Here is a 14,164-nt window from a genome sequence, read left to right as displayed (position 1 = left end):
GACATTTATGAATGGGTATAATTGTATTATTTACGTAAAAAATATATCAATTTATGGTTAAATGGGTATATTAGATTAGTAATGGAACAAAAATATAAAATTAGCCCTAACTTTGAAGGAGTTATAAATTTATGAATTTTTATAGGCTGTTTATTCCTTTAATTGTCATGATTACAGGCGCTTCTGTAAAAGCGCAGGTGAGCTCGTTGCCTGTAAAAATGCCGGTGATGGGAAAAAATGATACAATAAGGGTAGCATCAACTAATGTAGATGGAGAAATGATCCCTTGGATACCATTAGATGAGGTGGTCATCTATGGCGTTAGGATCTTCAAATCTCAGGCAGATCAGACGGCTTTTAATCGGTTACGTTATAATGTAATGAAAGTGATGCCGTATGCTTTATTTGCTAAAAGAAGATACGAGCAACTGGAGCGCGAGCTTGCCGTAACTGGCGATAAAAAAGAGCAAAAAAAACTCGTTAAACAATGTGATAAAGAAATCAAGGAAATGTTTAATAGAGAGATCAAAGAGCTGACCATTACTCAGGGACAAATTTTAACGAAACTAATAGACCGTGAGTTGGGGAGAACCACTTACGATATCATAAAAGAAACAAAAGGTGGTGTTACAGCGTTTGTCTACCAATCTGTAGCAAGAGTAGTAGGCCATAATCTGAAAAGTACATATAGCCCGCAAGAGGATCGAGACATTGAGTCTATTATCATTTCTTCAGGGTTTTATCAATAAAACTATGTCTGACCAATCTAAAAGTGTCCACCAATTTAAGGTGAAGCTCATTAATGGAACTGAAAAGAAGCTTTCCGACTATAAAAACAAAGTATTGCTTATCGTTAACATTGCCTCCGGCTGTGGTTTTGCCCCTCAATTAAAGGAGCTGCAGGAGCTAAGAGATGAACTAGGGACGGAACGTTTTGAGATTCTTGGCTTACCTTCAAATGATTTTGGCAGACAGGAGCCTTTAGAAGGTACAGCCATTAGTACTTTTTGTGAAGTGAATTTTGGTGTTCAGTTTCCTGTATTTGAAAAAATCATGGTGCGTGGCGAATATGCTCATCCATTATTTAAATTTCTTACACAGACCTCTACACCAAGATGGAATTTTCATAAATACCTCATTAATAAAGATGGAGAAGTAGTTGATTACTTTTTCCCATTTACAAAGCCACTTTCTTCTAAAGTAAAGAAGAAAATACAACGGCTAATTAATTTTTAAAGATTGTATGAAGTTAGATATATTGGTATTTGCCGTCCATCCGGACGATGCAGAGCTGGGATGCTCTGGAACTATTGTAAAGCATATTGCGTTAGGAAAGAAAGTTGGAATCATTGATCTTACAAGAGGGGAGTTAGGAACCCGTGGATCTGCAGAAATGCGTGATCAAGAGGCCGCTGATTCTGCAGTGATCATGGGCTTACACGCACGTGAAAACCTGAGATTTAGAGATGGTTTTTTTGAGAATAATGAAGCCCACCAGTTAGAGGTGGTTAAGATGATTCGTAAGTACCAACCAGAGCTGGTGCTGACTAATGCATTGCATGATAGACATCCTGATCATGGCCGGGCTGGAGATTTAGTCAATGATGCTTGCTTTTTGTCGGGCTTATCCAAAGTAAGTACCCAAGTTGACGGTATGGCGCAAGAGGCATGGAGGCCGAGATTGGTATTACAATATATTCAGGATCGTTACATCAAGCCTGATGTTATCATTGACATTACACCTTATTTTGAAACTAAAATAGCCGCTATTAAAGCATTTAAGACTCAGTTCTTCAATCCCGAACTAGATGAGCCAGATACTTATATTTCTTCGCCGGAGTTTTTTGAAAGCGTGATTGGCCGTGCCCGGGAATTTGGTAAAACCGTTGGGGCTACCTATGGCGAAGGATTTACTTCCCATAAATTATTGGGGGTAGATAACCTATTTAACTTGAGGTAGTTGCTTCCTGATATCGGCTGTAAGCCAACAAAAAGCGATTTAAACTGTTCTATTTTAAACAGTTTACTATGGCTAATATCTTTTCATCCTTAAAAAAGGCCTATACCCTTTTAAAAAATGTAGATTTTGAGAAGTTTTCTAACTTGGATGAGACCCAATTACAGGGACTAATGAAGTTGATTGGGTCGCCTCACAAGGAGCGCCAAATCCCCCCGGTTGAGGGTGATTTTTATCATCTTGGTGATGAAGCTTTAAAAGATGAAGATAGAGCATTACAGCTAAAAGTTCGGGCCTTTCTGGAAAAGGAAGTGAAGCCCATTGTCAATAAATATTGGCTTAAGGCAGCGTTTCCATTTGAGCTGATCCCTAAAATTGCTGAGTTAAATATCTGTGGTCTTACCTATCAGGGCTATGGTTGCATGGGCAAATCCAATTTAATGGAGGGAATGCTGGCTATGGAAATGGCGAGGATAGATACTTCTATATCTACTTTTTTTGGTGTTCAGAGTGGCTTAGCGATGGGCTCTATTTACTTGTTAGGTTCCGAAGCGCAGAAGCAAGAATGGTTACCCGATATGCAGCAGATGAAGATCATTGGCGCTTTCGGCTTAACCGAGCCAGAAGTAGGTTCTGGGGTAGCTGGAGGCTTAACAACTACAGCCAAAAGAAATGGAAGTAAGTGGATTTTAAACGGCCAGAAGAAATGGATCGGCAATGCTACTTTTTCCGATGTCACGATCATATGGGCTAGAGATGTTGACGACAATCAAGTTAAAGGTTTCTTGGTCAGAAAAGGTACTACAGGTTTTGCTGTCGAAAAGATGCAAGATAAAATGGCCCTGCGCATTGTACAGAATGGATTGATCACCTTAACCAATTGTGAAGTCGACGAAGATGATCGTCTGCAAAATGCCAATTCATTTAAAGATACGGCCAAAGTGTTAAAGATGACCAGGGCAGGAGTAGCCTGGCAAGCGGTAGGTTGTGCAAGGGGCGCTTATGAGAGTGCTTTAAGCTATACCACAACAAGAAAGCAATTCGGCAGACCTATAGCTTCCTACCAGTTGATTCAGAACCACCTGGTAGAAATGCTTTCTAATCTTACAGCAATGCAAACCCTTTGTTTCAGACTTTCGCAATTGCAGGATCAGGGCTTGTTAACTGATGCACATGCCTCTTTAGCAAAAGTATTCTGCTCTATGCGTACCCGGGATGTAGTCAGCCGGGCACGAGAAGTAATGGGTGGTAACGGTATTCTATTGGAATATGATGTGGCCCGTTTTGTAGCGGATGCCGAAGCCATCTATTCTTATGAAGGGACCAAAGAGATCAATACACTCATTGTAGGTCGAGCCATTACAGGCTTTTCCGCTTTCGTTTAATTTTTTACTTAAAAGGGTTCTTCTCTATACTGGTATTGCCCATTGCGGTTTTTTCGTAAAGGGCAATACAGTAAGGATTATACTGCGGATCAAAGTTTTCTTTCCCTGCATAAAGCTTGTTTGGTACTTCAGTTCCCTCTAAAAAGAAATATACTTTGGTATTCCCACCTTTATGATGTGGCATAAAATTGCCATAAGTCTCCAATTCGGCTACAGCTGTATCTTTTATGGTAACTGAAAACACATGCTGAATCGGACCGGTGTTGTTTTCATTGCGATAATGTGCGACTTCTTTAAATCCACCTTTCAAATCGTTAACTCCGGGTTGCATAAATGTACCTTTAACCATCCATATGATTAATGCAATAACGAGTATGGATAATAAAGCATTTAATTTTTTATTACCCATTATAAAGAGGGTAATATAAGGTTCATAACAGCTAAGCCCTCATCAATATGTTTTTTCTCAATACACAGTGCTGGTCTGAAACGAATGGTTTGACTGCCACATCCCAGGAACATCACATTATGCTGCATCCCTTTTTGTATAAAAGCATCGCGGGTAGCTTTATCGGCAAAATCAAAAGCGCAAAGTAAGCCTTTACCGCGAACGTTACTGATGATACTGTATTTGGCTGCCAGTTCTTGCAAGCCTGCCTTTAAATAATCGCCAACTACTCTGGCATTTTCACATAGGTTATCCTCTGCAACGATATCCAGGATCTGGGAAGACCTCACCATATCAACCAGGTTACCGCCCCATGTAGAATTGATACGGGAAGAAACTTTAAATACGTTGTTTTCTACCTGATCTACTTTGTTACCTACCAAAATACCGCAAACTTGCATTTTCTTACCAAATGCGACAATGTCTGGACGAGCCTGCTCACTAAAGTGTTGATGGCACCAGAACTTCCCGGTTAGGCCTACACCAGTTTGTACTTCATCATAAATAAGAAAAGCATCATGCTCATCCGCAAGGGCTTTCAATTGGATTAAAAACTCTTCACGCAAATGGTTGTCGCCGCCTTCAGATTGTATAGGTTCAACTATAATTGCACAGATATCATCTTGGTTATCCGCAAAAGCTTGTTTAATTTGGGCAATAGAAGTGGCTTCTGTCTCGATGGCTACTTTCAGATTTTCGCCCTGTAAAGGAAATTTAACTACAGGTACAGAAACTCTTGGCCAGTCGAACTTGGCAAACCACTTGGTTTTATCAGGAAGTGTATTGGTTAAGCTTAAGGTATAGCCAGTGCGACCATGAAATGCTTTTTCAAAATGGAGTACTTTAAAGCCTCTTTCTTCTTTATAGCCTTTGGCAAAGTTTTTCTGAACTTTCCAGTCCATGGCAACTTTAATGGCATTTTCGACCGCCAATCCGCCACCTGCAATAAAAAAGGCATGAGGTAAATAATCAGGCATACCATGTTTAGCAAAAGTATCAACAAATTGTGCATACTGCTGTGTATAAACATCCGAGTTAGATGGGTTGGCTAAGGCAGCTTGCAAAAGGTTCTTTTTGAAGGCCTCATCATTGATCATTTTAGGATGATTATAACCCAAAGGAACTGAAGCAAAGCAAGTGAAAAAGTCGAGTAGGGTACGCTTGTTTTTGGAATCGTAAATATAAGCACCCTGACTTTGTTCCATGTCGTAAGTTAAATCAAACCCATCGGCTAAAATGTGCTTACTTAGGGTTTCATTTACCTTGTCCGGAGCTACAGTTAGTTGATACATAGTTTTTGTTTTTGGTATATTCCAAATGTAATGAAAACCGCCAAATTAACAAATACAGGCACTATTTCAGGGTTTTATGCAAAATCTAGGTTTAAACAGTTTAAAGTATGTTTTTGTAATAGAATCGATTTTGGTCTATCAAATGTTGATGTTTTTTTTTGAAGAATTTAATATTAATTATCCTTTTGCTTTGTAAAGTTCTTCAGAAAGCAATTCAATTTGATCAAGATTTTGAGTGCTAGAGAAGAAATGAATGCAGTGTTTATTATCTGTTGCGTCAATAAGAAGTATTGGCTTATTAATGAAATCTTTATTTGATGCTTTATCAAACATTTTTTCAAATAATAAGCTCCTATATTCCTGAGGACTGAGATGTTGATGTTTTTTGCCCCTTTCAATTTCCTTATTATCACAATAACAATAAAGAATTACATCATTCTTAAAAAGATATTCTTTTATAATTTTTGAAAATTCGAATAATGTACTAGCATTATTTATTCCTTTGTTATCATCAATTGCTATAACAACATCAACAATAGGTTTAGTTAATGATTTAGGCGTTGCAAAAATGTCAAATGGAGAAAAGCCAATTCTGTATTCGTGACCTTCCTTGGTAGTTAAGGAATAACTTTCTTCGAGAGGCATTAATTAAACTACTTTTTAATGGTCGTTTTTTTAGAAAGCAACGCCTTTACCTTCGCGTCCTTATCAGCCTTAAGCTTAGTAACGAGGTCTAAAAATCCTTTAGATGAATTCTTTATATGTAATGGTTGTAGTGTCATTCTGATACAAATATAATTATAAATACTTGACGATAATAATAAAAAAAGATAAAAGAATAAATAATGTAGCTGTATTACAGTGAATTAATGGGTTACATCATCACGTTATTCAATACCAACTGCCAATCGCTATAGTCATTTGTTGTACTTACAACTATTTTAATGATGCTGTTATATTGCGGATCAAAATAAGCAGCTAAGGCCAATACTTTAAGTCCCGATTTTGGTTTCCATAAATTTCCGGCTTCATAGGCACTTTCGCCATTTTTGGCGCGAGCCTGATCAAATTTAACCGTAGAATTTACGTATTCACCATGCGTTTTTTCACTGGTAGCGTAAGGCATTAGCCATTCAACAGATTTTTGGATAGAAGACCCGCTTGCAGATACGGCGCTGTATGCGTCAACCCCAGTGGCACGTTTTAAAACAATGGCTAGCCTAAGGAATGGCTCTAAGGTATAAACATGATAATGTAGCGCATCTCTGTGCTTAAAATCAACACCCGATCCATCTGCATATAGGTTTTTCTCTATCTGGATTTTCAAATGCTCGTCCACATATTTTTTATACCCGGCATCATCAATGGCATAGGCGATCAAGCCAACTATTTTTAGCTGATGCGAGCGCCAGTTGTTATAAGATGTCATTTTTTTTGATGATTTGCTATAGAAGGTTATCCCCGCATTTGCGGCTTGGCTAAGCCATTTGACTATTAATTCATTATCCTTTGGTTGTAAATATGTTTTCACCAAGTCATAAGCTGTAATCGCATCTTCCAGATTGGTGTCATCAATAGGGTTGCCACGCGAAGTGTTAACTTTTGCCCAAGCTGTTAAATACGAAGCAAGGCTTTCTAAGTAACTCTTTTTGCCTTCTATGCGGTAGCAAATGGCAAGTGCATACATCTTACTCATATCACGCAAAGCATTAATGGTAGCTGTTTTTTTTGGGTTGCCTTTTAATAACCCCTCGGTGCGTATTGTGTCGATTGGCTGTGGATTTTCCTTTACGGCAGCATCGGCAATGACCTGATATTTGGTATACAGTTGTTTCGCATGGGCATCAATACCGATCAGTGTTTTCAATTTATGGACCTCGTTGTCGTTCAAACTAACATATTGCGCCTTAGCATGAGCAGAAAACAATAGTACTATAGCAAAAAATAGGGTTTTTCTCATCATGGGAAAAAGGTTTAAAGCGGATTAGAATAAGATTTGGCTTAAAAGTTTAATGTGGTTAATATAAAACAAATGCCTGTTTTTTTATGTTTAAATAATTGATTTCCTATTGATCAACACTCATTGAATACTTTTTAAATGCGATTTTATACCTAGGTAGAATATACATATTTAAACATAAACGGAAATGGGCACACAAGTCACAATCATCATCGCTGTAATCATTATATTATTCTTCATGGGGGTGAAAATAGTCCGACCCACACATCGGGGACTGATCGAGCGGCTTGGGAAATACATCAAGTTTGCACAACCCGGATTTCATTGGATAATTCCTTTTATCGATAAAATGTATGTCATAAATACGACTGAACAGATGGTTGATGCACAGCCACAAGAAATCATCACAAATGATAACCTTAACGCGAGTGTAGATGCTCAGGTCTATTTTAGAGTAATAGAAAACGAAGAGAGTGTGAAAAGTTCTCTATACAATGTAAATAACTATAAATTACAAATCGTAAATCTTGCACGTACCACACTACGTAATATTATAGGAACACTTACTTTAAGATCGGCAAATAGTGAAAGGGGGAAAATTAACTCCGAATTACACAATACCTTGAAAAATGAGACCGCAAGCTGGGGAATTGTCATTGTGCGTACAGAATTAAAAGAAATAGACCCACCTAGGGATGTGCAGGAAACCATGAATAAGGTGGTAAAAGCGGAAAATGAGAAGATTGCTGCCATCGATTATGCTACAGCAACGGAGACCGCTGCAGATGGTGTGAAACGGGCAAAAATAAAAGAAGCAGAAGGTTCAAGACAGGCGAAAATATTACATGCTGAAGGGGATGCTGAAGCAATTAAGCTGGTAAATGAAGCTGCCAACGAATACTTTGTAGGTAATGCACAATTGTTAAGAAAATTGGAAACTGTAGAGAACTCATTGCGTTCCAATGCTAAAATTGTCATCCCTACAGGAACCGAACTGGTTAATGTTATTGGTGAAATGGCCGGTGTGTTACCTTTAAATATGAGGAAGGACAAAACCCGGGAACGTGAAAAACTATCAAATGAAGACTGATTCTATCCAACAATTAGGCATCAATACGGTTCGTGTATTGTCCATTGATGCTGTTCAAAAAGCAAATTCTGGTCATCCGGGAACACCAATGGGGCTTGCCCCCATAGGGCATGTTTTGTGGGCTGAAAGTATGACCTATAACCCCGAAAATCCTGAATGGGCAAATCGCGACCGTTTTATATTATCTGCCGGCCATGCCTGTATGTTACAATACAGTTTTTTGTATCTAACGGGTTATGATGTTACTTTGGATGATCTTAAGCATTTCAGGCAATTACATAGCAAAACGGCAGGGCATCCAGAGTATGGTTTGTTGGCTGGAATTGAAGTCACTACAGGCCCCTTGGGACAAGGTTTTGCCAACGGAGTAGGTTTCGCCATCGCCCAAAAGAAAATGGCCAACCGTTACAATAAGCCGGATTTTGACCTGTTTGATTATAAAATTTATGCCATCTGTAGTGATGGGGATATGATGGAGGGTGTCAGTTCTGAAGCCGCCTCTATAGCAGGACATCTCCAATTGGGCAATCTCATTTATCTATACGATGATAACCACATTACCATTGAGGGGAATACAGATCTTGCCTTTGATGAAGATTTAGCGAAGCGCTTTGAAGCCTATGGCTGGCATGTACAGGTGCTGGCAGATGGAAACGATCTCGCCGCACTTTTTGCAGCCATTAAAAATGCTCAAATGGAAACCAAACGCCCTTCATTGATCAAGGTACGAACTCATATTGGTTATGGTAGCCCAAATAAAGTGGATACAGCTGCTGCTCATGGCTCCCCATTGGGCGAAGATGAAGTGAGGTTGGTTAAGGAAAGATTTGGTTTTGATCCTGATCAACATTTTGAAGTCCCCGCTGAGGTTTTGCATTATTATCGTGAGGCAGGGCAGAAAGGGATTAAAAAGGAGCAAGATTGGAATGAATTGTATAAGCGCTACAAAGGAAAATATCCGGAGTTGGCCAATGAATACGAATTAATAAGCAGTGGTAAGCTGCCTGAAGGATGGAAAGAGAAATTGCCAGTTTTCAAGGCTGGGGATGAAAAAATAGCAACTCGTAAAGCATCAGGAAAAGTACTGAATGCAATTGCCGATGATTTGCCTCATTTAATGGGTGGTTCGGCCGATCTTTCTCCCTCAACGGATACAGATCTGAAAAAATATGAATCCTTTTCTTCAGCGAATCCTGGCGGGCGTATTTTTCACTTCGGAATTAGAGAACATGCTATGGGGGCCATATTAAATGGGATGGCGCTTAGTAAGTGTATTATTCCTTATGGTGCTACATTTCTTATATTTTCGGATTACATGAGGCCGCCTATTCGACTGGCAGCAATCATGAAAATCCGCCCTATATTTATCTATACCCACGATAGTATAGGTTTAGGTGAAGATGGAACTACCCACCAACCGGTAGAACAGCTGATCGGTTTAAGGTCTGTCCCCAATTTAACAGTGATCCGTCCTGCTGATGCAAATGAAACTGCTAATGCCTGGCGTGTAGCATTAGAACATACTGATGGTCCGGTTGCCTTAATTTTAACCAGGCAGGAATTGCCCGTGATTGATCAGGAGAAATATACCAAAGCGACCGAACTTGAAAAGGGCGCTTATATACTTTCGGAATCTGAAAAGGAACCACAAATCATATTGATCGGGACTGGCTCGGAGGTTCAGTTGTTGTTAACTGCGCAGGAACAATTAAAGGATAAAGATGTTGCCGCAAGGGTAGTCAGTATGCCTTCCTGGGAATTGTTCGAAAAGCAGGATGCAGTTTATAAGGAAAAGATCTTTCCGAAAGCTTTAAGAAAACGATTGGCTGTAGAAGCAGGGTCTCCCTTGGGCTGGCATAAGTATGTAACTGATGAAGGGGAGGTAATTGGCATTAATAAATTTGGTGAATCTGCCCCAGGTGAAGAAGTACTGAAGGAATATGGCTTTACTTCCGAAAATGTGGTAAAAAGAGCAATGGAAATTATATGGAGACCATAAAAGTCGTTTTTTTTGATGTTGGCGGAGTACTGCTAAACAATGGCTGGGGACATCAGTCCCGACAAGAGGCCGCCCGGTTGTTTGACCTCGATTATTCAGAAATGGAGGTCTTGCATAGCTTTATCTTTAATGTTTACGAGATCGGTAAAATCACACTGGATGACTACCTGGATACCGTTGTATTTAATCACCCAAGGAGCTTTACAAAAGAAGATTTTAAGACTTTCATGTTTGCACAGTCCGAAGAATTACCTGGATTGCTACAATGGCTAAAAGACTGGAAGCGAAGCTGCGGCTTCAGAATTATTTCTATCAATAATGAAGGTCGGGAACTCAATGATTACCGAATAAAGAAGTTTGGTTTACATGATTGTTTTGATGCTTTTGTATCCTCCTGTGAAGTAGGTATGCGTAAACCAGATCCGGGGATTTTTAAACTGGCGATGGGAATTGCGCAGGTATCCACAGAAGAATGTGTGTATTTTGACGATCGGATTATGCTGGCCGAGGCTGCGCAAAAACTGGGGATCAGAAGTATTCATCACCAGAATTTTCTAAGTACTAAAACAATATTGGAGGAGATTAAATCTTCCGTTTAATTATACACATCGCTATGTACGCATTGGAACTTAAAAATATCGCTCAAAGGCTTATGGCCGACGATAAAGGACTGCTGGCAATGGATGAAAGTCTGGGGACCTGTAACAAAAGATTTAAAGCACTAGGGATTCCAGAAACTGAGGAGTTTAGACGAAAGTATCGTGAATTGATTGTCACTACGCCCCATTTGGAAGAGTGCATCAGCGGAGCTATTCTTTTCGAGGAAACATTGTATCAAAAAACAGAAAGCGGCATCTCATTTCTAGAGATATTGGAACATAAGGGGATTATTGCGGGAATAAAGGTAGATCAGGGCACTGTAGACTTAGCCGCATTTCCTGGCGAGAAAGTTACGGAAGGCTTAGATGGAATGCGCGAACGTTTATCAGCCTATTATAAACTAGGTTTACGCTTTGCTAAGTTTCGCGCAGTTATTACTATTGGTGAGGGGATCCCCACAAGAACTTGCATCAAAGCGAATGCTTTTACCTTAGCAAGGTATGCCGCACTTTGTCAGGAAGCCGGAATTGTGCCTGTTGTAGAGCCTGAAGTGCTCATGGATGGTGATCATACCCTTCGGCAGTGTGGGGCCGTTACACGAGATGTATTGCACACCGTTTTTAATGAGCTATATGAACAAAGGGTTGCGCTGGAAGGGATGATTCTAAAACCGAACATGGTTTTGCCGGGATTAAGCTGTCCCGATCAAAGTGATACAGAGGAAATTGCCTCAGAAACTATCTCTTCTTTTCTAAAAGTGGTTCCTGCTGCTGTAGGGGGTATTGCATTCCTGTCCGGTGGACAAGCTTATCAATTGGCTTCGGAGCGTTTAAATATGATGCAGCTTAGGTTTGGATCATTGATGCCCTGGTCTTTAACCTTTTCTTTTTCAAGAGCCATTCAACAACCCGCTTTGGAAATTTGGAAAGGTGAAGATAAAAATAAGGATGCTGCACAAAAAATGTTGTACCACCGTGCCGCTTGTAATAGCGCTGCCCGGCGGGCAGAATATAATGCAGAAATGGAAAGCCATGAAAGCTAACCCTGCTTAAAGTAGATTTTAAAAATCGTTCCTTTATCAACTTCACTTTCTACACTTACCTTTCCACCCATTGCTTCTATCTGATTTTTAGTTATAAATAAACCAATTCCTCTAGCATCTTGGTTGTTATGGAAGGTTTTGTACATGCCAAATATTTTATCCCTATTAAGCTGTAGATCTATGCCAATACCATTATCCTCTATAGTAAGCACCACTAAATTCTCTTCAACTTTGGCAGAAAGCTTAATTATAGGTCTCCGCCCATGCGCATGATATTTGATGGAATTGGTTAAGAAATTAAGTAGAATGCTATCCAGATACGCGGGGACTACCCCGACGATGATATCTTCTTCTACTTCGTTGATACAGATTACTTCTTCGGCCTTTAGTAGCGCCTCAATATTGCCAATAGCTCCGTTGATGGCCTGGCTTAGATTAATTTTTGTGAGCTTTTCGCTGATGGTGGTATTTACCGCTACCACTTCATTTAGATGTCCTATAGTTTCTTGAAGGTTAGAAGCCGCATGGCGGAACATGTTAAACAATTCTTTCCTCGAATCCTCGTCAGTCTCTGTTTCTATAAAGTTAAGTAACATGGTAAGGTTCCCGGAATGGGAACGGAGGTTATGAGAAACGATATGTGCAAAATTGAGTAGCCGTCTATTCTGATCGTTGGTTACATCCAAAACAGCCTTCATTTCATATTCAGCCTCTTTAACCTTGCTGATGTCAGTAAGCTGTGAAATGAAATGTAAAGGTTTGCCATTACTGTTCTTTATAATGGATACAGCAAGGATCACCCAAACCAAATGACCGTTTTTATGGAAATATCTCTTTTCCATTTGGTAGGATTCAATTTTTCCTTCGATCATCTCATGCAGCAAGTTCAAATCCTTGTCCAGATCATCCGGATGCGTAATGTCTTGAAAAGTCAATTTCAGTAATTCCGATGATTTATAGCCAAGTATTTTGGAAATGCTTTTGTTGATACGGAGCCATTTACCCTTCAGGCTTACGATGGCCATACCGATTGCAGCATGTTCAAAAGCCCGCGAAAATCTATCTTCGCTGAGCCTTAGTTTCTCACTGAGGTGCTGATGTGCCAGATCACCATTTTTTAGCATGCCCATAAAATATTAATATCCCTTTTGTATTCCATACTAGTGTATGCAATAATCAATATAATATACGAAATATTACTGATTAAAATTTATCTTTCATTCCCATTAATCCAAGTAATCCCCCGGTATGTAAAGCTACGACCTTTTCTGTAGGCTTAAAATATCCGCTGGCGTGTAAATGACTAATTGCGTAAAACATTTTTGCAGTGTAAATAGGGTCTATCAGTATGCCTTCAGTCGCGGTAAAGGTTTTTATAAAGTCAATTAAATCGGGTGTGGTTTTGGCATAGCCGCCAAAGTGATAATCGGTATGCAATACCAGTTGATCTGTGCTACCAGTATATTTTAAAATTTCGTCGGCAATGAAATCGCCCCCTTTTAAAACCGGTATAACGTGTAGTTTTGTTTTTAGCCCGAGTTGGTATATGCCGGTTAATAGGCCCGCAGCAGTGGTACCTGTCCCTGCTGCACAAAATAAATGATCAATATCTGTCGGTAATTCGGCTATAATCTCGGCGCAGCCTTTAACAGCCTCAGGACTGGCACCACCCTCATCAACAAAAAATGCATTTTGATCTTCAGCAAATCGCTGTTCAAATAATGATGATTTGTTTTTATAGCTCAGTCTGTCTGTAAAAATAAGTTCCATCCCAAATAACCTACACAACATCAACATTTCGTTGTGAATACAGGCCACTGCATCGCCACGCACAAAAGCTGTACTTTTTAAACCTGCCTTGGAACAAGCAGCAGCAGTTGCGACTAAATGATTAGAATAGGCGCCACCAAACGTTACCAAATGATTTTTTTGTTGCGCGTTGGCCGCCGCCAGAATGTATTTTAGCTTACGCCATTTGTTACCTGATACATAAGGATCAATTAAATCATCCCTTTTTACCAGAACCTGATGTCCTGCGAAATCCTTTAATTGTTGAAGAGGGCTGGGTATATTTATAAACATTGCTACAAATATAGCTGCCTTTTACTTAGGGCTTATGGTTTGAAATAAATCTTTTTAAGTAAGTAGGGAAAGAAATTTAAAATGATTTTAACGTTTTGAGTAAAATTTTTCATAGTGGTAGGTTTCTGTTTCTCATTAATTACGAGGTCGTTATGCTCTGCATACATGGTATATCGAGTGGTTTGTAACTGTCTCATAAATTTATAATATTGGGTATGTGCTTAACTTAACAAAAAGCAGACCAATTTCTTTTTAAATATGTAATACTTAAAGATTAGTTTTGCAGCATGGAACCTGCGAAGCTAAAAG

The 14,164-nt window shown here is 39.4% G+C and carries 15 protein-coding genes; 8 read left to right on the top strand and 7 right to left on the bottom strand.

Going from position 1 to position 14,164, the window contains the following annotated elements; translation table 11 throughout:
* The first annotated feature begins 131 nt into the window (after positions 1–131).
* From FBD94_RS22985 to FBD94_RS22970, 4 genes are all read left to right on the top strand, one after another.
* Positions 132–749: a DUF4294 domain-containing protein gene (locus tag FBD94_RS22985; protein WP_131609040.1), complete on the top strand. Its 618-nt coding sequence runs from the start codon at positions 132–134 to the stop codon at positions 747–749.
* Positions 750–753: 4 nt separating this feature from the next.
* Positions 754–1,236, top strand: coding sequence for a glutathione peroxidase (locus FBD94_RS22980; RefSeq protein WP_136881954.1), 483 nt, complete (start codon positions 754–756; stop codon positions 1,234–1,236).
* Between the two features lie 7 nt (positions 1,237–1,243).
* The gene (bshB1, locus tag FBD94_RS22975; RefSeq protein ID WP_136881953.1) at positions 1,244–1,960 is read left to right on the top strand and encodes a bacillithiol biosynthesis deacetylase BshB1; all 717 of its coding nucleotides are present in this window, start codon (positions 1,244–1,246) and stop codon (positions 1,958–1,960) included.
* 68 nt (positions 1,961–2,028) lie between these two features.
* A complete protein-coding gene (locus FBD94_RS22970) occupies positions 2,029–3,342 on the top strand; it encodes an acyl-CoA dehydrogenase family protein (protein ID WP_136881952.1) in 1,314 nt (437 codons plus the stop codon).
* 4 nt (positions 3,343–3,346) lie between these two features.
* On the opposite strand, the gene FBD94_RS22965 is transcribed toward FBD94_RS22970, so the two are convergent.
* The 5 genes from FBD94_RS22965 to FBD94_RS22950 form a co-directional block, all read right to left on the bottom strand.
* On the bottom strand, positions 3,347–3,751 hold the full coding sequence (locus FBD94_RS22965) for a hypothetical protein (protein WP_136881951.1): 405 nt from the start codon (positions 3,749–3,751) through the stop codon (positions 3,347–3,349).
* Positions 3,751–5,082, bottom strand: a complete 1,332-nt coding sequence (gene lat / locus FBD94_RS22960) for an L-lysine 6-transaminase (RefSeq protein WP_136881950.1) — start codon at positions 5,080–5,082, stop codon at positions 3,751–3,753. The genes FBD94_RS22965 and lat overlap by 1 nt, the downstream gene beginning before the upstream one ends.
* 177 nt (positions 5,083–5,259) lie before the next feature.
* Positions 5,260–5,727 carry a hypothetical protein gene (locus FBD94_RS22955; RefSeq protein ID WP_131609028.1) on the bottom strand — a complete coding sequence of 156 codons (468 nt, stop codon included), beginning with the start codon at positions 5,725–5,727 and terminating at the stop codon, positions 5,260–5,262.
* 8 nt (positions 5,728–5,735) lie between these two features.
* A complete protein-coding gene (locus FBD94_RS26495; protein ID WP_262710999.1) occupies positions 5,736–5,864 on the bottom strand; it encodes a hypothetical protein in 129 nt (42 codons plus the stop codon).
* A gap of 92 nt (positions 5,865–5,956) precedes the next feature.
* Positions 5,957–7,045 (bottom strand): alginate lyase family protein, encoded by a 1,089-nt coding sequence (locus FBD94_RS22950; protein WP_136881949.1) that lies wholly within the window; start codon positions 7,043–7,045, stop codon positions 5,957–5,959.
* A 184-nt stretch (positions 7,046–7,229) separates the two neighbouring features.
* On the opposite strand from FBD94_RS22950, the gene FBD94_RS22945 reads away from it, so the two are divergent.
* From FBD94_RS22945 to FBD94_RS22930, 4 genes are read left to right on the top strand one after another with little or no spacing between them, the layout of a single operon-like run.
* On the top strand, positions 7,230–8,132 hold the full coding sequence (locus FBD94_RS22945; RefSeq protein WP_205945930.1) for an SPFH domain-containing protein: 903 nt from the start codon (positions 7,230–7,232) through the stop codon (positions 8,130–8,132).
* A complete protein-coding gene (tkt, locus tag FBD94_RS22940; protein WP_235884617.1) occupies positions 8,107–10,131 on the top strand; it encodes a transketolase in 2,025 nt (674 codons plus the stop codon). Before FBD94_RS22945 ends, tkt begins: the two co-directional genes overlap by 26 nt.
* Positions 10,119–10,730: an HAD family hydrolase gene (locus tag FBD94_RS22935; protein WP_136881948.1), complete on the top strand. Its 612-nt coding sequence runs from the start codon at positions 10,119–10,121 to the stop codon at positions 10,728–10,730. Before tkt ends, FBD94_RS22935 begins: the two co-directional genes overlap by 13 nt.
* A 14-nt stretch (positions 10,731–10,744) precedes the next feature.
* Positions 10,745–11,773 (top strand): class I fructose-bisphosphate aldolase, encoded by a 1,029-nt coding sequence (locus FBD94_RS22930; protein ID WP_136881947.1) that lies wholly within the window; start codon positions 10,745–10,747, stop codon positions 11,771–11,773.
* On the opposite strand, the gene FBD94_RS22925 is transcribed toward FBD94_RS22930, so the two are convergent.
* Both FBD94_RS22925 and FBD94_RS22920 read right to left on the bottom strand, forming a co-directional pair.
* Positions 11,770–12,903 carry a sensor histidine kinase gene (locus FBD94_RS22925; protein ID WP_131609020.1) on the bottom strand — a complete coding sequence of 378 codons (1,134 nt, stop codon included), beginning with the start codon at positions 12,901–12,903 and terminating at the stop codon, positions 11,770–11,772. The two genes, FBD94_RS22930 and FBD94_RS22925, sit on opposite strands and share 4 nt — an antisense overlap.
* Before the next feature lie 73 nt (positions 12,904–12,976).
* Positions 12,977–13,855 (bottom strand): 1-aminocyclopropane-1-carboxylate deaminase/D-cysteine desulfhydrase, encoded by an 879-nt coding sequence (locus tag FBD94_RS22920; protein ID WP_136881946.1) that lies wholly within the window; start codon positions 13,853–13,855, stop codon positions 12,977–12,979.
* Between the last annotated feature and the right edge of the window lie 309 nt (positions 13,856–14,164).

It is taken from the genome of Pedobacter hiemivivus, from assembly GCF_005144565.1.
Lineage (GTDB): Bacteria > Bacteroidota > Bacteroidia > Sphingobacteriales > Sphingobacteriaceae > Pedobacter > Pedobacter hiemivivus.
The sequence above is the reverse complement of the archived record's forward strand: the minus strand, read 5'-3'. Positions and strand labels throughout refer to the sequence as shown.